This window comes from Streptomyces sp. CA-111067 (genome assembly GCF_050956065.1).
Classification (GTDB): Bacteria; Actinomycetota; Actinomycetes; order Streptomycetales; family Streptomycetaceae; genus Actinacidiphila.
This window is the reverse complement of sequence record NZ_CP192103.1, coordinates 8,053,158-8,072,830: the sequence shown is the minus strand read 5'-3', so window position 1 is coordinate 8,072,830 and position 19,673 is coordinate 8,053,158. Positions and strand designations below refer to the sequence as shown.

Annotated in this window: 10 protein-coding genes and 2 pseudogenes; 7 read left to right on the top strand and 5 right to left on the bottom strand. The window is 72.6% G+C overall.

Annotated elements, in window-relative coordinates; genetic code table 11:
• Positions 1 to 131 precede the first annotated feature (131 nt).
• From ACQPW6_RS35620 to ACQPW6_RS35610, 3 genes and pseudogenes are all read left to right on the top strand, one after another.
• On the top strand, positions 132 to 1,046 hold the full coding sequence (locus ACQPW6_RS35620; protein WP_433893855.1) for a TIGR04222 domain-containing membrane protein: 915 nt from the start codon (positions 132 to 134) through the stop codon (positions 1,044 to 1,046).
• A pseudogene (locus ACQPW6_RS35615) lies at positions 1,043 to 2,297 on the top strand (DUF692 domain-containing protein). Before ACQPW6_RS35620 ends, ACQPW6_RS35615 begins: the two are co-directional and overlap by 4 nt.
• A 106-nt stretch (positions 2,298 to 2,403) precedes the next feature.
• On the top strand, positions 2,404 to 2,937 hold the full coding sequence (locus ACQPW6_RS35610; protein ID WP_433893854.1) for a TerD family protein: 534 nt from the start codon (positions 2,404 to 2,406) through the stop codon (positions 2,935 to 2,937).
• 32 nt (positions 2,938 to 2,969) lie between these two features.
• On the opposite strand, the gene ACQPW6_RS35605 is transcribed toward ACQPW6_RS35610, so the two are convergent.
• Both ACQPW6_RS35605 and ACQPW6_RS35600 read right to left on the bottom strand, forming a co-directional pair.
• Positions 2,970 to 4,322, bottom strand: coding sequence for a sensor histidine kinase (locus tag ACQPW6_RS35605; RefSeq protein WP_433893853.1), 1,353 nt, complete (start codon positions 4,320 to 4,322; stop codon positions 2,970 to 2,972).
• 1 nt (position 4,323) lies between these two features.
• Positions 4,324 to 4,992, bottom strand: a complete 669-nt coding sequence (locus tag ACQPW6_RS35600) for a response regulator transcription factor (RefSeq protein ID WP_433893852.1) — start codon at positions 4,990 to 4,992, stop codon at positions 4,324 to 4,326.
• Positions 4,993 to 5,134: 142 nt separating this feature from the next.
• On the opposite strand from ACQPW6_RS35600, the gene ACQPW6_RS35595 reads away from it, so the two are divergent.
• Positions 5,135 to 5,677: a hypothetical protein gene (locus ACQPW6_RS35595; protein ID WP_433893851.1), complete on the top strand. Its 543-nt coding sequence runs from the start codon at positions 5,135 to 5,137 to the stop codon at positions 5,675 to 5,677.
• Between the two features lie 113 nt (positions 5,678 to 5,790).
• On the opposite strand, the gene ACQPW6_RS35590 is transcribed toward ACQPW6_RS35595, so the two are convergent.
• From ACQPW6_RS35590 to ACQPW6_RS35580, 3 genes and pseudogenes are all read right to left on the bottom strand, one after another.
• Positions 5,791 to 9,729: a GH92 family glycosyl hydrolase gene (locus tag ACQPW6_RS35590; protein ID WP_433893850.1), complete on the bottom strand. Its 3,939-nt coding sequence runs from the start codon at positions 9,727 to 9,729 to the stop codon at positions 5,791 to 5,793.
• Between the two features lie 1,038 nt (positions 9,730 to 10,767).
• A pseudogene (locus tag ACQPW6_RS35585) lies at positions 10,768 to 13,122 on the bottom strand (GH92 family glycosyl hydrolase); the annotation flags it as partial.
• A 228-nt stretch (positions 13,123 to 13,350) separates the two neighbouring features.
• Positions 13,351 to 15,618 (bottom strand): FUSC family protein, encoded by a 2,268-nt coding sequence (locus ACQPW6_RS35580; RefSeq protein WP_433893849.1) that lies wholly within the window; start codon positions 15,616 to 15,618, stop codon positions 13,351 to 13,353.
• A gap of 256 nt (positions 15,619 to 15,874) precedes the next feature.
• Here ACQPW6_RS35580 and ACQPW6_RS35575 point away from each other — a divergent pair, with 256 nt between their 5' ends.
• The 3 genes from ACQPW6_RS35575 (at position 15,875) to ACQPW6_RS35565 (ending at position 19,662) form a co-directional block, all read left to right on the top strand.
• Positions 15,875 to 17,074 carry a glycoside hydrolase family 88/105 protein gene (locus ACQPW6_RS35575; protein ID WP_433893848.1) on the top strand — a complete coding sequence of 400 codons (1,200 nt, stop codon included), beginning with the start codon at positions 15,875 to 15,877 and terminating at the stop codon, positions 17,072 to 17,074.
• Positions 17,075 to 17,091: 17 nt separating this feature from the next.
• A complete protein-coding gene (locus ACQPW6_RS35570) occupies positions 17,092 to 18,363 on the top strand; it encodes an alginate lyase family protein (RefSeq protein ID WP_433893847.1) in 1,272 nt (423 codons plus the stop codon).
• Between the two features lie 108 nt (positions 18,364 to 18,471).
• Positions 18,472 to 19,662 (top strand): AAA family ATPase, encoded by a 1,191-nt coding sequence (locus tag ACQPW6_RS35565; RefSeq protein WP_433893846.1) that lies wholly within the window; start codon positions 18,472 to 18,474, stop codon positions 19,660 to 19,662.
• Positions 19,663 to 19,673 lie beyond the last annotated feature (11 nt).

The window sequence follows — 19,673 nt, the reverse complement described above, 5'->3', positions numbered from 1 at the left end:
CTGGTGGCGTATCGGCGACATTCACCGCCCGGCGGCGGGGCAGGGAACCGGGTGGGCGCGGACCGGCGTGCTTGGCACAGACACACGTGCTCGGCACGGACCCAGCGGACCGCCCTGTCTCGGAGGTCGGGATGAACCAGCCATGGGGCCTCAGCGGCCCGGAGTTCCTCGGGCTCTACGCCTGCGCCTTCGTTCTCGCCGCGGCGGCGCCCGCGATCGTCAGGACCGTGCGGCGCGGCGGCCGGCCGGACGGTCCCGGCACCGCGGACGTCTACACGCTCGCCGTGGTCGGCGGCGGCGACCCGCGGGTGGTGGACACCGCGGTGCACGCCCTCATCGAGGACGGCAGGCTGCGGGCCAGCCGCGACCACAAGCTCACCGTCTGCGGCGGCCCGCCGGAGGAGCCGGTGCAGCGGGCCGTGCTCGACGAGCTGCACCGGGCCGGCCCGGTCAACCTGACCGAGGCGCGCAGGCTCGGCCGCTACACCGATCCCGTCCAGCACATCGCCCGCACGGCCGTCACCAGGGGACTGCTGGTCGGCCCCGAGGAGCGCAGGAGGACGGCGGTCAGTGCGATCGTGCCGGCGCTGGTCGTGGTCGCCGTCGGGATCGCCCGGCTGGTCAACGGGGTCCGGCTCGGCCGGCCGGTGGGCCTGCTGGTGGCCGCGCTGATCGTCAGCGCGGTGGCGGTGGTCCTGCTGGCGGCCGGCACCCCGCGGCTCACCCCGGCCGGCGAGGCGCTGCTCGACCGGGCCAGGCACCAGGACGGCCCCGACCCGCGGGCGTTCGGCTCGTACGGCTGGTACGACCCCCACGGCGGCCGGCCCGGCCACGGAGCGAGCGGTCTGACCGCCGCGGTGGTACCGGCCGCGGTGCTCAGCGTGGCCGCGCTCGGCGCCACGGGTGTGGCGGACGCGGACCTGCGGGCGGCGCTGTACGGGGCCATGGGCGGCGGCTCGGGCGGCGGCGGTTCGAGCTGCGGCAGTGGTGGCGGCGACGGCGGAGGCGGCGGGTGCGGCGGCGGCTGCGGGGGGTGCGGCGGATGACCGCCCAGCCGTTCGAAGGACCCGCGAACTCCCCTGCCCCGACGCTGGGTTACGGCATCGGCTGGCGCCCGCAGATCGACCTGACGGTGGAGCGGCTGCCCGGCGTGGACTTCGCCGAGGTCGTCGCGGAGAACCTCGACCCGCGCCGGCTGCCCGCCTCCCTGGCGGTGCTGCGGGCCGCGGGGAAGCCGGTGGTCCCGCACGGCGTCTCGCTGTCGCTGGGCGGCGCCGAGCGCCCCGACCGGGCCCGGCTGGCCCATCTGGCCTCCTGCGCGCAGGCGTTGGACTCGCCGCTGGTCAGCGAGCACATCGCGTTCACCAGGGCGGCCGACCTGGACGCCGGGCACCTGCTGCCGGTGCCGCGCACCCGGGAGGCGCTGGCGGTGATCGCGGAGAACGTCAGGATCGCCCAGGACCAGCTGCCGGTGCCGCTGGCGCTGGAGAACATCGCGCCGCTGTTCGGCTGGCCCGGCGACGAGCTGACCGAGGGCGAGTTCCTGACCGAACTGGCCGCGCGCACCGGCGCGTTGCTGCTGGTGGACGTCGCCAACCTGCACACCGCGCGGGTCAACCTGGGCACCGAACCGCATCAGGTGCTGGACGCGCTGCCGCTTGAGCGGCTCGGCTACGTCCACGTGGCGGGCGGTATCGAGCGCGACGGCGTCTGGCACGACACGCACACCCACCCGCTGACCGAGCCGGTGCTCGACCTGCTGGCCGAGCTCGCGGCCAGGGCCCGGCTGCCGGGAGTGCTGCTCGAACGGGACGGCGACTACCCGCCGGACACCGAGCTCGCCGCCGAACTGGCCGCGATCCGGGCGGCGGTGGAGCGGGGAGGCCGGGCAGCCGTGAAACAGGGAGACCGGACCGAACGGGCCGACCGTGCCGCCGGCTGACCCGCGGGCCGAACTGGCCGCCGCGCAGCGGGAGTTGCTGGCCGCCCTGGTCGCGCAGGCGCCGCCGCCGGCCGGGTTCGACGCGGGCCGGCTCGCCGTGCAGGCGGAGGCGCTGCTCGCCAAGCGCGCCAGGTCCGCCGCCGCGCACCACCGGTGGCTGGCAGACGCGCTCGGCGCCGGCTATCCGGCCGCCTTCACCCCGTACGCCCGGTCCCGCCCGCTGCCCGCCGGCAGCGGCAGCCGCGCCGACGCCGCCGCCTTCGAGACGTATCTGCGCGACCGCGAGGCGCTCCCCCGCAGGCCCCGGGCCGCGCTGTTCGGCCGCCGGCGCCGCTCCGCGCCGGAAACAGCCTGAACCTGCCTGGACAGCGGGCGCCGGGCGCGGCAACGTGGGCGGCACCGGCGGTCGGGACGGGTCGGTGGAGTGGGCCGGCGGACGGCCCGGTGAGGAGAGAGGTCCGATGAGCGGCGTCAACAAGGACATCGGCAAGGTCGAGGTGCGGCTGAGCTGGGATCCGAGCCCGCTGGGCGCGCCCGACAGCGATCTCGACCTGATCGCCGGGACCTACCCGGCGGACGACCCGCACGGCGCGCCCGCGTACCTGGTGCATTTCAGCCGTCGGCTGGCACCGGACGGCACGATCACCCTGAACCGGGACAGCAAGGACGGCAAGGGGCTGGGCTCCGACGAGGTGATGACCTTCGAACCCGACCGGCTGAGCGCCGAGTACGGCCGGGTGGTGGTCGGCGTGGCGATCCAGCAGGGCGGCGGCCGGATGGTGTTCGGCGACGTCGCGGCCACCGGCGTCCAGGTGGTGGCCGGCTACAAGGAGCTGTCCGCCGACGACTTCAGCGCCGTCGCCGACTGCACGGCGGCGGTCGTCGGCGAGTTCGTCCGCTCCGAGGCGGGCGAGTGGGCCTTCCACCCGCTGCTGCGCGGCTTCGACACCGACCCGAACACGTTCGCCCGCACCATGGGCGGCGCGCCCTCCTGACGGCACCGCCGGTCCGGCCCCGGGAAGCGGGTTCACCCGCCCTTGCCGGCGGCTTGCCGCCCACCTCTCACCGCGCACCGCAGCGGGAACACCGCCCGCAGCCGGGCGCCGCTCTCCCCCGGCACCACCCGCAGGCTCGCCCGGTGCGCGCGGGCGATGTCGCGGGCGATCGGCAGGCCGAGTCCTGAGCCGCCGGAGTCGCGGGCCCGGGCGTGGTCGAGGCGGGTGAAGCGGTCGAAGACGGTGTCGTGGTGCTCCGCTGGGATACCGGGCCCATCGTCCGCGACGTCGAGCAGTGCGTGGCCGTCCTCCTCGGCGAGCGTGACGGCCACGGTGCCCGCCGCGTGCCGGACGGCGTTGTCCAGCAGGTTGCCGACCAGCCTGCGCAGCCGTTCGGGGGAGCCGTCGACCAGCAGGTCGGGGGTCAGCCGCAGCCTGATCCTGATCTCCGGGCGCGGCCGCCGGCGGTCGGCCTCCTCGGCGACGAGCTGGGCCAGGTCGAGTTCGGTGGCCCTGACGGGCTCGCCGGCGTCCAACCGGGCGAGCAGCAGCAGGTCGGCGGTCAGCGACTGGAGCCGCCGTACGTCGTCCAGCGCGCCGTCGACCAGCTGCCGGTCGGCGGTGCCGGCCAGTTCCAGCCGGGTGCGCAGGATCGTCATCGGGCTGCGCAGCTCGTGCGCCGCGTCGGCGACGAACTGCCGGTGCGCGCCGACCGCGGTCTGCAACCGGTCCAGGGTGGCGTTGACGGTACGGGCCAGTGCCCCGATCTCGTCCCGCGTGTCCGGCTCCGGCACCCGTTCGTGCAGGCCGTGCGCGGTGATGTCGGCGACCTTGGCCTGGATCGCGGCGACCGGCCGCAGCGCCCGGCCGACCGCCAGCCAGGTGAACAGCGCGACCAGGGCGAGCAGCGCGGGAACACCGGGTATCAGCAGCCCGGTGAGGGTGTTCATGGCCGCCCTGGCCGGGGCCATGGACGCCTGCCCCTTGACCTGGACGAGGCCCTTTTCGGTGATGACCGTCTTGGACGCCTCGACCAGCTGGGTGCCGCCGGCGCCGTCCACGACGTTCAGCCGCACGGAGCCGGGACCGGCTGCGGCACCGGGCGGCAGCTGCGGCGGACCGCCCCCTTGCAGGCCGTTCCCTTGCAGACCGTTCCCTCCGAGGCCGCTCCCCTGCTGCCCGGCCCCCTGCTTCCCGCTCCCCTGCCCGGCGCCCTGCAGGCCGCCCAGCAGGGCCGCCTTGTCGTCCGCGTTCTGGATCGCGGCGGTCTTCGTCGAGTTGGTCACGCTGGCGTCGAGCGCGGCGAAGAGCGCCACGGAGGCGAGTCCGAGTGCCACCGCGAGCGCCAGCGTCGCCGCGAGGGTGGCCCGAAGCCGTACGCCCATGTCATGCCTCCAGCCGGTAGCCGGCGCCGCGTACGGTGCTCAGCGTGGTCAGCCCGAACGGGCGGTCGATCTTGCGGCGCAGCGCGCTGATGTAGACCTCGACCACGTTGGAGTCGCCGTCGTAGGCGAAGTCCCAGGCCCAGGCCAGCAGTTCGGACTTGGTCACCACCTCGCCGGCCCGCCGTGCCAGGCAGTGCAGCACCGCGAACTCCTTGGGCGTCAGCGCGATCCGGACATCGCCGCGGCTGCATCTGAGCCCGGCCGGATCGACCCGCAGATCGCCCACCGACAGCACCGCGGGGCGCTCCCGCAGCCCGCGGCGGACCAGGGCCCGCAGCCGGGCCAGCAGCACGACGTAGGAGAACGGCTTGCTCAGGTAGTCGTCGGCGCCGGTGTCGAGCGCCTCGGCCTCGTCCTGCTCGCCGTCCTTCGCGGTGAGCATCAGGATCGGCGTCCAGTTGCCGGCCGCGCGCAGCTTCTCGCAGACGGCGTAGCCGTGCAGGACCGGCAGCATCACGTCCAGCACGATCACGTCGTACGGCTGCTCGGTGGCCAGCCACAGCCCCTCGCCGCCGTCGTGGGCCAGGTCGACGGCGAATCCCTCCCTGCCGAGGCCGTCCTTGAGCAGCCTGGCCAGCCTGCGTTCGTCTTCCACCACGAGAATGCGCACGCCGACCAGAGTGCGGCCGGCCACCTAAGGCGAACATGAAGATCCGCCGCGCCGTCCTCAGCGGGGCTTCAGCCTGCCCCGGCGAGGCTTCCGGATGTCAGGCCGCCCGGCCTGGCGTTCCGGCAACGGGAGTGACCACAGCATGAAGAAGAGCAGGATCCTCGTCAGCGCCGCAGTGGCGGCCGGCCTCGGACTGACCGGGGCGGCGTCCGCGTCGGCCAGCGGCACCAGCGCCCCGGACCGGCCCGCGCCCGTCCAGCAGGCGAAGGCAGCTCCGGTCGCCAAGCCGGCACCGGGCGGGAAGCACGGGGGCCCGACCCTCGTCTGCGTCATCCACAAGGCCCCGGGCGGCAAGGCGGGCCACCCGGGCAGCGGCGCGCCGACCGTGTTCGGATTCGGGGTCGTGACCGGCAAGGCGCAGCTCCACCGCACGCAGGCCCCGCAGGGCAAGTCCTCGAAGACCACCGTCAAGATCGTGAACGGCAAGGTCTACATCAACGGCAAGCTCGCGCCGAAGGGCAAGATCGACACCAAGTGCCCCGAGCTGCCCCCGCTGCCGCCGCTCAAGGGCGGCAAGCCCGGGAAGGTCGTGACCGGCGGCGAGTCGGGCCTGGTCCAGGTTCCCGACGCGGCCGGCCACGCCGGCCTGACCACGGCGGGCACGGCCCCGTCGAGCCGGGCCTGACCACCAGCGCGCCGGCCGCCCGGCCCGGGTGAACGGGGCACCCTGAAGGCGCTCGGGTGAAAGGCGCGGGGCGGGACGCCGACCGGCGTCCCGCCCCTACTGTTCCTCCTGCGTCAGCGTCCCAGCAGCTCCACCTCCGACAGCGAGGTCGAGGTGCCGCCGCTGTTGGCGGTCACCGCCAGCCGGTAGTGGGAGTACGAACCGGGGTGGGCGATCTCGAACGGCCGGGTCTGTACCCGGCTGCCGAACGTCTCACCGGACCGGCTGTCGAGCGTCTTCCAGTGCGTGCCGTCCGTCGAGCCCTGGAGCTGCCAGTTCTTGGGGTCCTGGCCCGCGGTGCTGCCCGAGGTGAGGGTGTAGAACGTGGCCTTCTGGCCGTGCGAGCCGGTGAAGGCGTAGTCCACCACCGGAGTGGCGGTCGGGAAGGTCACCTTGCTGTCCGAGGTGTTGTCGAACAGGCCCTTGACGTCGGTGCCGTCGCCGGCACTGGCGGTGCCGAGGTCGGGACCGGTCAGGTCGGCCAGCGCCTGCGGGGTGTCACCGGACTTGGTGAGCGACGGCGGCAGCGCGTCCTTGCCGGTGCCCCACTTGGACGGCTTGGAGCCCATCGTGAAGTCCAGCCGCGCCCCGGACGCCAGCTGGCTCTGCGTCAGGTAGACCTTGTTCCACGGCTTGCCGTTGACCTTCAGCGACTGGACGTAGACGTTGCTGCCGCTGTTGTTCGGCGCGTTGACGACGATGCTGCGGCCGTTGTCCAGGTGGACGGTGGCCTTGGTGAACAGCGGGGAGCCGATCACGTAGTTGTCGTTGCCGACCTGGAGCGGGTAGAAGCCCAGCGCGCTGAAGATCTGCCAGGTCGAGGTGGCGCCGTTGTCCTCGTCGCCCGGGTAGCCCTGGCCGATCGAGCCGCCGGTGAACAGCCGCTGCTGGACCTGCCGGACGGCGGCCTGGGTCTTGGCCGGGTCGCCCGCGTAGTCGTACATGTACGGGATGCCGAACGACGGCTGGTTGCTCAGGCCCAGTTCGCCCATCCGGACGTCACGCGCCTCGATCATCTCGTGGATGGTGCCGCCGTAGCCGCCGGCGTCACCGACCGCGGTCTCCTGGGTGCCGAAGAACGCGTCGAGCTTCTTCTCCAGGCCCTTCTGGCCGCCGTAGAGCGCGGCGAGGCCGTTCGGGTCCTGCGGCACGGTGAAGGCGTAGTTCCACGCGTTGGTCTCGGTGTACTCGTTGCCCCACTGCTGCGGGTCGTACTGGGCGTCCGGGACGCGCCACGAGCCGTCGGCGGTGCGGCCCTCGAAGAAGCCGACGTTCTTGTTGAACAGCGTGGTGTAGTTCTGCGCCCGCCCGAGGAAGTACGCGGACTCCTCCTGGTAGCGCTCGCTGTCGGCCTTGGAGGTGTGCGGGGCCTTGGCGAGCTTGGCGGCCATCATGCCGATGCCGTAGTCGTTGATGTAGCCGTCCAGCGACCACGAGACGCTGCCGTCCACCGAGGTGTTGGTGTACCCGTTGAACTCGGAGGTGTTCAGGCCCTTGCGGCCGACACCGCCGGCCGTCGGGAGGACGGTGGCGTTCTTGACGGCGGCCTCGTAGGCGGCCTTGGCGTCGAAGTTGTCCACGCCCTTGGCGAAGGCGTCGGCGAAGGCCACGTCGGAGCTGGTGCCGGTCATCAGGTCGGCGTAGCCCGGCGAGGACCAGCGGGCGGTCCAGCCGCCGTCCTTGTACTGCTGCACGAAGCCGTCGGCGAGCTTGCCCGCGGTGTCGGACTCCAGCAGCGAGTAGGCCGGCCACTCGGTGCGGTAGGTGTCCCAGAAGCCGTTGTTGACGTAGACGCTGCCGTCCACGATCTTCGCGCCGGTCTCGGTGGGCGTGGTGGGACCGGTCGCCGGGGAGAACGGGCTGGCGTACTTGTACACCGGCTTGGCGGCCGTACCGGTGTTCTCAGAACCGGAGTTGGGGTACAGGTTCATCCGGTACAGGTTCGAGTACAGCGTGGTGAGCTGGTCGTCGCTGGCGCCCTGCACCTGCACCTTGCCGAGCTTGGCGTTCCACGCCTGCGCGGCCCGGTACTTGACGGTGTCGAACGAGGTGCCGGCCGGGATCTCCAGGTCCAGGTTCTTCTGCGCCTGGCCGGCGCTGATGAACGAGGTGGCGATCCGCATCGTGACCGTCTTGCTCTTCGAGGTGTCGAACTGCGCGTAGCCGGTGACGTTGTCCCGGCCCTGCCCGGTGACCTTGGCGGCCGTCCCCGGGGTGCGGTCGAACTCGGCGTGCACGTACATCCGGGTCGCGGCCTCGCCGCCGCCGGTGTTGACGTCGGAGTAGCCGTCCAGGGTGCCCTTGGCGGCGTCGAAGGTCAGCCCGCCGTTGTTGTTGGCGTTGTCGAACAGCAGGTCGCCGTTGTCACCGGTGAAGGTGAAGCGGAACTCCGCGGAGTGGTCGGCGGGCGCGATCTCCGCCTTGATGCCGTTCTTGAACGTGACGCCGTAGTAGTCCGGCTGGGCGGTCTCGTCGTCGTGGCTGAACGGCAGCGCGCGCTTGGTGCGGTCCAGGTCAGGGGTGCCGCTCGCCGCGGAGGGCATCACCTGGAACAGGTCCCGGTCGCCCATCCACGGGCTCGGCTCGTGGCTGATGCCGAGCGCCTGCAGGGTGGGCAGGTTGTCCGCGTTGTTCTGCGCCGCGTAGGAGTACTCCCAGCTGGTCGAACCCGCGTCGGTCACCGGCGTGTAGAAGTTGAAGCCGTTCGGGACGGCCGTCAGCGGCAGGTTGTTGCCGCGGGAGAAGTTGCCCGAGGCGTTGCTGCCGCGCCGGGTGTCGACGTGGTCCACGTAGGTCGCCGCGGTGTCGCGCGGGGCGGCGCCGATGGTGAGGTCGTCTATCCAGCCCTTGAACTGCGTGGTGGTGTCGGTGCCCACGGTGCCGGCCGGGTCGTCGTAGCCGAGCAGCACCCGGTCGATCGTCTTGCCCGCGGCGACCTCGCCGACCGAGGCGGCGACGGCGTTCCACTGCGAGGCGTAGAGGATCTTGGACGTGCCCTGGCCGCTCGGGGTGAGCGCGACGCCGTTCTGGTCCTTCGCGGTCCTGCGCAGCTGGCTGAGGTAGCTGCCGTCGGTGAAGTGCAGGTCGATGGAGGCGTACGTGCTGGGGTACTTCAGGTCCCCGCCGGTGAGCTCGGGGAAGATGTCGTACGACAGCTGGGTGTCGCGCCGCACCGGGATGTGCACCTGGTAGAGCTTGTTCCAGGCGTGCACCGCGCCGGACTTGGTGTGGGTGCCCGCGTACTCCAGGGCCTTCAGGCCGGTGAAGCCGACGCTCGGCTTGACGTTCGGACCCGACGCCGGGCCGGCGCCGACCGAGGTGGTCATGCCGGGCACGGGGGTGGGGGCGGCGGAGCCGTCACCGAGGATCAGGTCGGCCAGCTGGACGATGCCGCTGGAACCGCTGGTGGCGGTCACGTTCAGCCGGTAGTAGAGGTAGGAGCCCGGCGAGGCGACGTCGTAGATGTTGGACTTCTGCCGGCCGCTCCACTTCTGGTCCGTCCGGGTGTCGACCGTGGTCCAGGTGCTGCCGTCCGCGGAGCCCTGCAGCTCGAAGTTCTTCGGGTCGCGCTCGGGGGCGTCGTTGGCCGAGGTGAGGGCGTACTTCTTCACCGTGGCGGCGGCGCTCAGCTGGTACTGCACCCAGCCGGTGTCGGCGAACGACAGCCACTTGCTGGCCGGGTCCTCGTCGGCGACGTTCTTGGCCACCTCGTTCGGCGGGTTGTCGGAGCTGGCGGTGACCGCCGCGATCTTGTCCTTGAAGCTGCCGGGCAGCACCGGGATGGTGCCCGCGGTGACACCGGAGACCTTCGGCGTGCCGTGGGCGTCGGTCTCGGCGGTGTCGGTCCAGGTCGGCTGGGTCTGGCCGGACTCGAACGAGGTGCTGAAGTCGGGGCCGCCGCCGTGCCGGTCGGCGGCCTGCGCGAAGGCCGTCGCCGGGACGGTCAGGACCAGTGAAACCGCGGTGGCGAGCAACGATCTCGCCAGGGTGCGGTTGGCTCGGCCACTTCTCATGTGGTGCTGCCTTTCTGGTTGCGGCTCTGCGCGGTGCCTGGCGTCCCCGCCCCGTACACGGGGGCGGCACGGGGCGGGGACGCCGTCGGGTGACCTGACGGGCCGGTGTGGCGGCCCGTCAGGAGATCAGGAGTTGTGCCCGCTGACGGCGTACAGCTCCAGTGCGGCACTGTCGGGCAGGGTGAGGGAGACGGCGGTCCTGGCCGCGTCGAGCGGAACGGTCAGGTGCCACAGGTTGACCGCGACCCCGTCGGGCGCGCCCTTGGAGTCATAGCGGCTGTCGGCGTGGATCGCGGTGTCCTCGCCGGTGGCCGGGCCCGATGCCGCCCAGTCGGCGGCGGTCAGCGTGACCGGCGCCGAACTGCCGTCGGCGTAGTGGACGGTGGCCTGGCCGCCGGCGCTGCCGCCGTGTGCGGCCAGCAGCAGGTCCAGGCCCGAGTAGGAGCGCTGCGCCAGCGGCACGGTCTGGCCGTGCGCGGTGGCGAAGTTCGGTGCGCTGCCGGTGGTGTCGGGGAAGGTGTAGGCCCGCCCGTCGAGCACGCCGGTGCCGGGCGCCGGCAGCTGCTCGGCCGGGTAGCTGGTGCCGGTGCCGTCGAAGTCGGCGCCGGAGGCGCCGGCCGCGCTGACCCCGTCCACGGTGTACTGCGCGGACAGGTCCACCGGGCAGTACCCGGTGCTGCCCTGGCAGGTCGCGGTCGTCACGGAGACCGGTACGGTCCTGGTCGCCGTCGGGCCGCCGTTCTGCTTCACCCGGACGGTGACCGGGTAGCTGCCGTCGGGCGTGGCGGCCGGGGCGGTGACGTGGACGTGGATCTCCTTGGTGGCCGGTGTGGTGCCGGAGTCCACCGAGAACGAGGTGCCCGTGGTGTCCGCGGTGAGCGGCTTCGGCACGCTGACCGAGACCGAACCCGAGGCCCGGCCCGGCGCGGTGAGCACCGCCGAGACCGTCAGGTCGGCCGCCGATCCGCCGGACAGCAGGCCGGGCGCGGCCGGCGAGACCGCCGCCGCGGTGCGGCGCTGGGTGTCGCGGACCGTGTCGAGGGCCGGCGGGGCGGCGGACTTCTCGGTGCCCCAACTGGACGGCGCGGTGCCGAGGTCGAGCGCCAGGTCCTTGCCGGCCTTGATGTCACCGGTGGTGAGGTAGGTGTCGGTCAGCTTCCGGCCGCCGAGGGTGGCGGACTGGATGTAGCGGTCGGTGTCGCTGCTGCCGGGGGCGCTGATGGTCAGCTTGCCGTGCGGGTAGTACCGCCGGTCCAGGGTCAGATCGACCCGGCTGAAGGTCGGCGTGGACACGCCCCACTGGTCGGTGCCCGGCGCCATCGGGTAGATGCCCATCGCGGAGAGCACCTGCCAGGACGACATGGTGCCGAGGTCGTCGTTGCCGGTCACGCCGTTCGGCGCGTTGGTGAACAGGGTCAGCGCGGCGTGCACCACGTCGGTGGTCTTCCACGGCTGGCCGGTGGAGAGGTAGGTGTACGGGGCGCTCAGGTCCGGCTCGTTCTGCGGGTTGTACTTGTCCTGGTTGTAGTACGAGTACGGGCCGTTGACCCAGACGTCCCTGGCGGTGCCCGCCGGGTCCTTCAGCAGCTGGTCGTAGGCGAAGAACGAGTCCAGCCGGGCGTTGGCGGCGCTGTCGCCGCCGACCAGGCCCACCATGCCGGGCATGTCCTGCGGGGTCAGCCACATGTACTGCCACGAGGTGCCCTCGTGGAAGCCGACGCCGGCCGCCGGGTCGGAAGGACCGGTGAAGGCGCCGTCGGTGTCCCTGGCCCGGAAGAAGCCGGTGCTCGGGTCGAGCAGGTTGCGGTAGTTCTGGCCGCGGGCCAGATAGCGCTTGGCGTCGGCGTGGTGGCCGAGGCTGTCGGCCATGCCGCCGACGGCGGCGTCGGCGAGCGCGTACTCCAGGGTGGCGGAGGCGCCGTGCTGGAAGTCGTTGTCACCGGGCTTGCCCGGGTGCGTGGGGTCGTACGGCACGTAGCCGCCGGCCAGGTACTCCTGGTCGGCCTGCCGGCCCGCGGCCGGCGAGGAGGCCGGCGGCACGGTGTCCACGTGCTTCTTCAGCACCTGGTAGGTCTCCTCCTCATGGCCCTTCAGCAGGCCCTGCCGGTAGGCGTCCACCAGGAACGGGGTGACCGGGTCGCCGGTCATGATGTTGGTCTCGGCGGTGGCGTACCCCCAGCGCGGCAGCTGCCCGCTCTGGTGGGCGACCGCGAGCAGCGACAGCGCCATGTCCCTGGACTCGGCCGGCGCCAGCAGCGAGAGCAGCTGCTCCTGGGTGCGGTAGGTGTCCCACAGCGACCAGTTCTGGTAGTACGTCGAGCCGTTGCCGGCGTGCGTCCTGCCGTCCCAGCCCGCGTAGCGGCCGTCCACGTCGCTGCCGATGTTCGGCGAGAGGAAGGAGCGGTAGAGCGAGGAGTAGAAGGTGCGCTGCTGCTCGTCGCTGCCGCCCTGCACCTTCACCTTGCCGAGCCGGTCCTGCCATGCCTGCCTGGCCTTGGCGGCGGTGCCGTCGAAGGTGCCGCGGCCCTCGGCCGCCAGGTTCTTCGCCGCGCCCTGCGGGCCGGTCCAGGACAGCGAGGTGACCGCGGTGACCTGCTGGTCCTTGGTGGTGTCGAACCGGGCGTAGGCGCCGCCGAGCCCGGTGGAGGTGGAGCTGCGGCTGCCCGCGGTGACCGTGCTGCCGTTCCAGGTGCCGTAGGAGGCGAACGGCCGGTCGAACCGGGTCTCGGTGTACAGCGTGTACGGGGTGGTGTCCTGGCAGAAGCCCTCGCCGGTGATGGCGGTCAGCACCGTCCGGTCGTCCAGCACGGTCACCTTGCTGCTGGTCACCTTGTGCAGCGCCTGGCCGCTGTTGAGCAGCACGTTGGCCTGGCCGGTGGCCGGGAAGGTGTAGCGCTGCCAGCCGGTCCTGGCGGTGGCGCTCAGCTCCGCGGTGATGCCGGTGCCGAGCGTGACCTTGTAGTAGCCCGGCGACGCGCTCTCGTCGGCGTGGCTGAACGGCGCCGCGTAGTTCGCGTCGTCGGTGGAGCCGATCGCGCCGGTGGTGGGCAGCGTGGGCAGGTCACCGCCGAGGCCGCAGCCGACGCCCGACAGGTGTACGGCGCTGAAGCCGCGGATGTGGTCCTGGTCGTAGTCGTACCCGGTGTTGTGGCCGGTGTCGGGCGAGAGCTGCACCATGCCGAACGGCACTTCGGCGCCGGGGTAGGTGTTGCCGCCGTTCTGAGTGCCGATGAACGGGTTGACCAGGTGGGTCAGATCGCTCGACGCCGTCGGGCCGGAGCCGCCGCCCGCGGCGCTCGCGGCCTGGGCGGGCAGCATCGCCGTACCGGCGGCGAGGAGGGCCGCGGCCACCGCGAGCGTTGCCGCTCTCCCGCGCTGCGTTCTTGGAACCATACTGGCCTACTCCTTTGACAACGTTGTCAAGGCATCCTGCACATTCGGGGTACAAATGGGCCTGGCAGCACCGGACATGCCATGGGGACGAGAGGCATCCTTGCCCGAACAACTCGCAGCGTCAATGCCCATTCGCGGCGCGGCGCGCGCACTTCACGCCCCAATCCGGACATCCCAGACGAGGCCGGTGGGAGCGCGACCGCCACGACGCCCCGGCGGCCTGCGCCGTCAGGACGCCTTGGCGGCCGTGGCCGGGCGCGCCTCGTCGGCGAGCGCGGCTCCCAGCGGGCGGCGCAGCGCCACCACGCCCTCGTCCAGCCGCTGGAGGTGGCGCAGCACCCGGAAGGTGACGCTGCCCGAGCGCACCTGGGCCGAGCCCGAGCCCTCCAGCATGGACGCGATGCTCGGTCCGATCCGCAGCTCGGCGGTGGCCTTGCCGTCCTCCACGTGCTCGATCAGCACGTCGAGATTGTGCGCGATGCGCTCCCCCACCGCCGCAAGACGCGGGTCGGCCGCCACGCTCTTGCTGTACGGCACCAGTTCGGCCGTCGCGGCCAGCGCGCGGGCGTGGTAGGCGGCGGTCTCCAGCAGCGCCACCAGGTAGCGCGCGGTGCGGCGGCGGTCCCGCAGCGGGGTGATCGAGTACGTCAGCGGGCTGGTCGAGCGGCGCAGGTTGTCCAGGGCGGTGTCCAGCTCGCGGGCCATGTCCACCAGGTCGACCGCCGGGCCGCCGCTGAGCTGCGCGACGGCGGCGCCGGACACGTCCCGCAGCCGGGACAGCACGGTGACCAGCTGCTCGTCGGTGTGCTGGTCGGTGCGCACCGGCAGGATCAGCACCGCCGCGATGAAGCCGCAGGCGGCGCCGAGCGCGGTCTCCTCGATCCGCAGCTCCAGCACGGACAGGCTGTAGGTGTGCAGCAGGGTGTAGAGCAGCCCGAGCATCGCGGTGACGAAGAACGACATCAGCGCGTAGGACACCGGGGCGGTGAAGAACATCGCGAAGATCAGCACCAGGACCAGCGCGAACGCGGTGACCGTGTGCCGGCCGACGGCGCCGGCCAGCAGCACCCCGGCCGCAACCCCGGTTACCGTGCCGATCAGCCGGCGGTAGCCCTTGACCAGGATCTCCGCGGTGGAGGAGGTGTTGAGGAAGACCACCCAGCAGGTCAGCACGGCCCAGTACCAGCGCTGCGAGGACAGGAACTCGCCGCCGATCACGGCCATCGCGGAGCCCACGGTGACCTGGAACGCGGCCCGGGTGGTGCGCCGCTCAAGGCCGGTGCGGCTCGCCGGGGCCTCCTCGGCGGTCATCGCCAGGTCCTCGGCCTCGAACTCCTCGCGGGAGCGCACGGTTTCGGGCGTGTCGTCGGACTCGTCGCCCGGCCCGTCCACCGCGATCCGCAGGCCCAGCACCGCGCGGGCCGCCTCGCCGACGCCGCGGAAGGCGTCCTGCACCGGGGGCGAGGCGCGCGGCACGTTCTCCTCGTCGCGGTAGCCGAGCAGCCGGTTGCGCAACTGGCGGGCGGAGGCGGTCTGCTCGTGGTCGGCGAGCCGGGCCACCAGCCGGCGCAGTGCGCGCAGCTCCCTGCGCAGTTGCCGCACGGCGTCGTCCTCGTCGCCGATCCGCCGCTCGGCGACTTCCAGCGGCACGCCCGGCAGGTGCAGGGTCAGGGTGTCGGCGCGGCCGACGCTGCGGATGCTCAGCGCCAGCAGGCCGAGCCGCTCGACGGCGATCTCGGCGGCGGCGATCCGGCGTTGCAGCAGGTCGGCGCTCGCCTCGTCGGGCGCGCCCTCCTCCAGCCTGCCCTGGATCATCAGCGCGCTCTCGTGCAGCCGGGCGGTGTCGCGGCGCAGATCGGCCACCGCGCCGTCCAGCCGCTCGGGTTCGGCCTTCAGCAGCTCGATGTGGGTGGAGATCAGCTGGGCGGTGCGGGCCCTGAACGCCTGGCCGAGCCGCTTGAGGGTGCTCTCCGGGGTCTCCGGCACCAGCGCGAAGCGCATCAGGGCGCTGGAGGCGAACGCGATGACGAGGGTGAGGCAGAGGCCGGGCAGGTCGGAGGGGCGGGCGTGGACGAACAGCGAGAGGAAGTAGATCTGGAAGCAGATGAGTCCGAGCGCGGTGCCGCGGTCGCCGAACCTGCGGGCGTAGGCGGCGCTGAAGATCAGCAGGATGAAGAAGATGTCGCCGATCACGATGTGCGGGTTGAGCAGCGCGCCGAGCGAGACCGAGGCCAGCGCGGCGGGCAGCGCCAGCGCGAGGGTGACGGCCTGGTCGCGCACCCGCTTGTCGCGGATGGCGAAGGTGGACACCATCGCGGCCATCGCGCCGGCCACCAGTTGGGTGACGGCGGTGTTCATGCTGGACAGGACCAGCAGCGCCAGGCCGATGGAGCCGACCGTCCGCAGTCCCGCCATCAGCCGCAGCAGCCCCGGGTCGGTCGCGGAGTAGCGGTCCCAGAGTCCGGCCAGTGCCGTTCGTGCCCGTGTCGCTGTCATCGCACTGCCGCGTTCCCTCACCAAGATCGATGACGCCCAGCATGGCACGAATGTGCCGTTGTTCAACGACTGGTCGGCCGCTGTTCAGCGGCCGGTCGGGCGTGGCCGGCGGTCTCCGCGGGCTGCGCGGGGGGTTGACTCGGCATTGGTCCAGTCCTATCTTCGCCGATGCGTCTCTGGTCACACTTGCGTTCGGCGTTCACTCCCTTGAACGCCAGCTCGGCTGCCCGCCCCCAACGGAAGGCCCACTCCCCCCATGTCCTCCACTCCCCAGTACCCGCAGGACCGGCAACCCCCCACCGGCGGCCGGCTCCCGATCGGCCGCCGCCGCCTCCTCACCGGCGCCGCCGCGCTCGCCGCCGCCGGCCTGCCGTCGCTGACCGGTACGGCGCGGGCCGCCGCGCCGCCGTCCTCCACGCTGCCCTCCAGGGCGGCGATCACCACCGTCCTGCGCCGGGTGGCCGACCACTGGATCGGCGCGCACGGCAACCCCGGTGACGACCTGTGGGCCAACGCCACCTTCATGAGCGGCCTGATGGCGCTGTACCGGCTGACCGCCGACACCCGCTACCTGTCCTACACCCGCACCTGGGCGCAGAACCACGGCTACGGCCTCAACGGCGGCACCAGCACCCGCGACGCCGACAACCAGTGCGCGGGGCAGGCGTACCTCGACCTGTACGAGGCCGAGTCCGACCCGGCGGCGCTCACCGCCATCGAGAGCTGCCTGCACCGGATGACGTACACCGACCAGGTCGGCAAGAACGACGACTGGTGGTGGGACGACGCGCTGCACATGGCGATGCCGGGCTTCGCGCGGCTCGGCGCGCTGCGCGGCGACACCGGCTACTACGCCAAGATGCACCGCCTCTACCAGCACACCAAGAGCGCCGAGGGCGGCCCCGGGCTCTACGACCCGGCGCGTGGCCTGTGGTACCGGGACAAGAACTTCCTGCCCGGCGGGATCATGTCGCCGTCCGGCAAGCCGGTGCTGTGGTCGCGCGGCAACGGCTGGGTGGCCGCCGCGCACACCAAGATCCTCAAGGTGCTGCCGGCCGGCTGGTCCGACACGGCCGAATACCGTTCCACGCTGCAGAAGCTGGTGACGGCGGTAGCCGCCGTGCAGCGCTCCGACGGGTTCTGGAACGTCAACCTCGCCGACCCGCAGCACTTCCCCGGCCCGGAGACCAGCGGCACGGTCTTCTTCTGCTACGCCACCTCGTACGCGGTCGGCGCCGGCCTGGCCGACCGCGCGACCTACCTGCCGGTGGCGGCGCGGGCCTGGAACGGGCTGGTGGCCACCGCCGTCCACCCCGACGGCGTGCTCGGCTACATCCAGAAGGTCGGCGACCGGCCGGACTCCAGCCAGCCGGTCACCTACGACAGCACCGCCGACTTCGGCGTGGGGGGCTTCCTCCTCGCCGGCACCGAACTCGCCCGGCTGGCTTCGCTGTAGTTCACATACAAGAACGGATGGTCACCCTCATGGACGGCTCCCCCACGCCTCCCGCAATACCCCCGCAGGCCCCCGCCAAGGCCCGGCACCGCCGCGGCCGCCGACCGGCGCTGCTGGCCACCGCTGCCTGCGCGGTGGCGGCCCTGGTCACCGGATTCCTGAGCTGGCCCGGCGGCCAGCAGCGGGCCGACGCCGCACCGGCCACCTTCGTCCACCCGGGCGTCGTGCTCGACACCGCCCAGCTGGACTTCATGCGCTCCAAGGTGCAGGCGGGCGCCGAGCCCTGGAAGAGCGCGTACAACCAGATGATGGGCAGCAGCTACGCCTCGCTGTCCCGCACCCCCAAGCCGCGCGCCACCGTCGAGTGCGGCTCGTACTCCAACCCCAACTACGGCTGCACCGACGAGCGCGAGGACGCGATCGCCGCCTACACCGACGCGCTCGCCTGGTACGTCACCCGCGACGCGCGCTACGCGCAGAAGTCCATCGCCCTGATGGACGCCTGGTCGGCCACCATCACGTCGCACACCAACAGCAACGCGCCGCTGCAGACCGGCTGGGCCGGCTCGTCCTGGCCCAAGGCCGCCGAGATCATCAAGTACACGTACACCGGCGGCTGGGCCAACTCCGGCCGGTTCGCCACCATGCTGCGCAACGTCTACCTGCCCGAGATCATCAACGGCTCCAACTCCAACGGCAACTGGGAGCTGTCGATGATGGAGGCGGCGGTCGGCATCTCGGTCTTCCTCGACGACAAGGCCGACTACGACAAGGCGATGGCCACCTTCCGCACCCGGGCCGCCGCGTACGTCTACATCTCCGCGGACGGCGCGCTGCCCAAGACCGTGCCGAGCCAGCACCTGGACACCACCGCGAAGATCATCTCGTACTGGCAGGGCCAGTCCACCTTCGTGGACGGCGTCACCCAGGAGACCTGCCGCGACTTCACGCACACCGGCTACGGCATCTCGGCCATCTCGCACATCGCCGAGACCAGCCGGATCCAGGGCGACGACCTGTACGGCACCGACGTCGGCGAGCGGCTGCGGCAGGCGCTCGGCTTCCAGTCCAAGTACGAGCTGGGCACCGCGCCGCCGAGCTGGCTGTGCGGCGGCCATGTGAACAAGGGACTCGGCCCGATCACCGAGACCGGCTTCAACGCGCTGCACACCCGCCGCGGGGTGGCCATGACCAACACCCAGACGCTGACCCAGAACAACCGGCCGGCCGGGTCCAACAACCTCTTCGTGGCCTGGGAGACCCTGACCAACGCGGAGAACCCGAACTGACCTGCGGTCAGCCGGCGGCCGGGCCGCGCCGTCACGGTCCCGCACCGTGACCCGGCCGCCGGTGGGTCCTCCCGCCGATCCGGGCCGCCGTCCTGACAGACTGGCCGCATGCAGGACGACTACCTCTCGCTGACCCGGGTCCGGCTCCGGCAGTACCGCAGCATCGCCGCGGCCGACGTGCGGCTCGGCCGGCTCACCTTCCTCGTCGGGCCCAACGGATCGGGCAAGAGCAACTTCCTCGACGCGCTGCGGCTGGTCGCGGACGCGCTCGGCGGCTCGCTGGACGAGGCGCTGGCCGCCCGCGGCGGCATCGGCGAGGTGCGCAGGAAGTCCACCGGGCACCCGACCCGCTTCACCGTCGACCTGTCCTTCCAGGGCGCGGGGCGGCGCGGCGAGTACGGGATCCAGGTCGCGGCGGTGCGCGGCGGCGGCTTCCGGGTGACACGCGAGCAGTGCTCGGTGTGGACCGGCGACGGGACGGGCAGGGCGGACGCCTCCTTCAGGGTGGCCGACGGCGTGCTGAAGGAGAGCACCGGCGCCGCCGGGCTGCCCGCGCCCGACCGGCGGCACCTGCTGCTGTCCGGCGCCCGGGAGTCGGCCGCCTTCGGCCCGGTGCTGCGCGGCCTGGCCTCGATGAACGTGGTCAACCTCAGCCCGCAGGCGATGCGGCTGCCGCAGCCTCCCGACCCCGGCACCTCGGTCCGCCGGGACGGCTCGAACCTGCCCGCCGTGCTGCTCCGGCTCGGCCGGAGCAAGGCGGGCCGGGAGGACCGGGCCAGGATCGAGAGCTATCTGCGGGAGATCGTGCCCGGCGTCCACAGCGTCAGCCGGACGAGGACCGGCGACCGGGAGACCGTGGAGTTCGTCCAGGACGTGCCCGGGTCGGCGAAGCCGTGGCGGTTCACCGCGCAGTCGGTCTCCGACGGCACGCTGCGCGCGCTGGGCGTGCTCGCCTGCCTGTTCACCGCCGCCGACGGCGCCTACGGCCCGCTGGCGATCGAGGAGCCGGAGACCGCGCTGCACCCCGCCGGCACCCGGGTACTGCTCCAGGCGCTGCGCGACGCCAGCGACCGGCGGCAGGTCATCGCCACCAGCCACAGCCCCGACCTGCTGGACCACGAGGAGATCGGCGGCACCGAGCTGCTCGCCGTCCGGTCGGCCGGCGGCCTGACCACCATCGGCCCGCTGGACGAGCCCGCCGCCTTCGCGCTGCGGGCCGGCCTCGACACGCCCGGCGAGCTGCTGCGGACCGGGCGGCTGCACCCGCAGCCGGGACCGCGGGTGTTCGAGTCGCCGTGACAGGCCGCGCG

Excerpts from the sequence above, each read along its gene's own strand:
- ACQPW6_RS35580 (WP_433893849.1), bottom strand. The coding sequence starts at position 15,618 with ATGACAGCGACACGGGCACGAACGGCACTGGCCGGACTCTGGGACCGC.
- ACQPW6_RS35565 (WP_433893846.1), top strand. The coding sequence starts at position 18,472 with ATGCAGGACGACTACCTCTCGCTGACCCGGGTCCGGCTCCGGCAGTAC.
- ACQPW6_RS35590 (WP_433893850.1), bottom strand. The coding sequence starts at position 9,729 with ATGAGAAGTGGCCGAGCCAACCGCACCCTGGCGAGATCGTTGCTCGCC.
- ACQPW6_RS35595 (WP_433893851.1), top strand. The coding sequence starts at position 5,135 with ATGAAGAAGAGCAGGATCCTCGTCAGCGCCGCAGTGGCGGCCGGCCTC.
- ACQPW6_RS35610 (WP_433893854.1), top strand. The coding sequence starts at position 2,404 with ATGAGCGGCGTCAACAAGGACATCGGCAAGGTCGAGGTGCGGCTGAGC.
- ACQPW6_RS35605 (WP_433893853.1), bottom strand. The coding sequence starts at position 4,322 with ATGGGCGTACGGCTTCGGGCCACCCTCGCGGCGACGCTGGCGCTCGCG.
- ACQPW6_RS35620 (WP_433893855.1), top strand. The coding sequence starts at position 132 with ATGAACCAGCCATGGGGCCTCAGCGGCCCGGAGTTCCTCGGGCTCTAC.
- ACQPW6_RS35570 (WP_433893847.1), top strand. The coding sequence starts at position 17,092 with ATGGTCACCCTCATGGACGGCTCCCCCACGCCTCCCGCAATACCCCCG.
- ACQPW6_RS35575 (WP_433893848.1), top strand. The coding sequence starts at position 15,875 with ATGTCCTCCACTCCCCAGTACCCGCAGGACCGGCAACCCCCCACCGGC.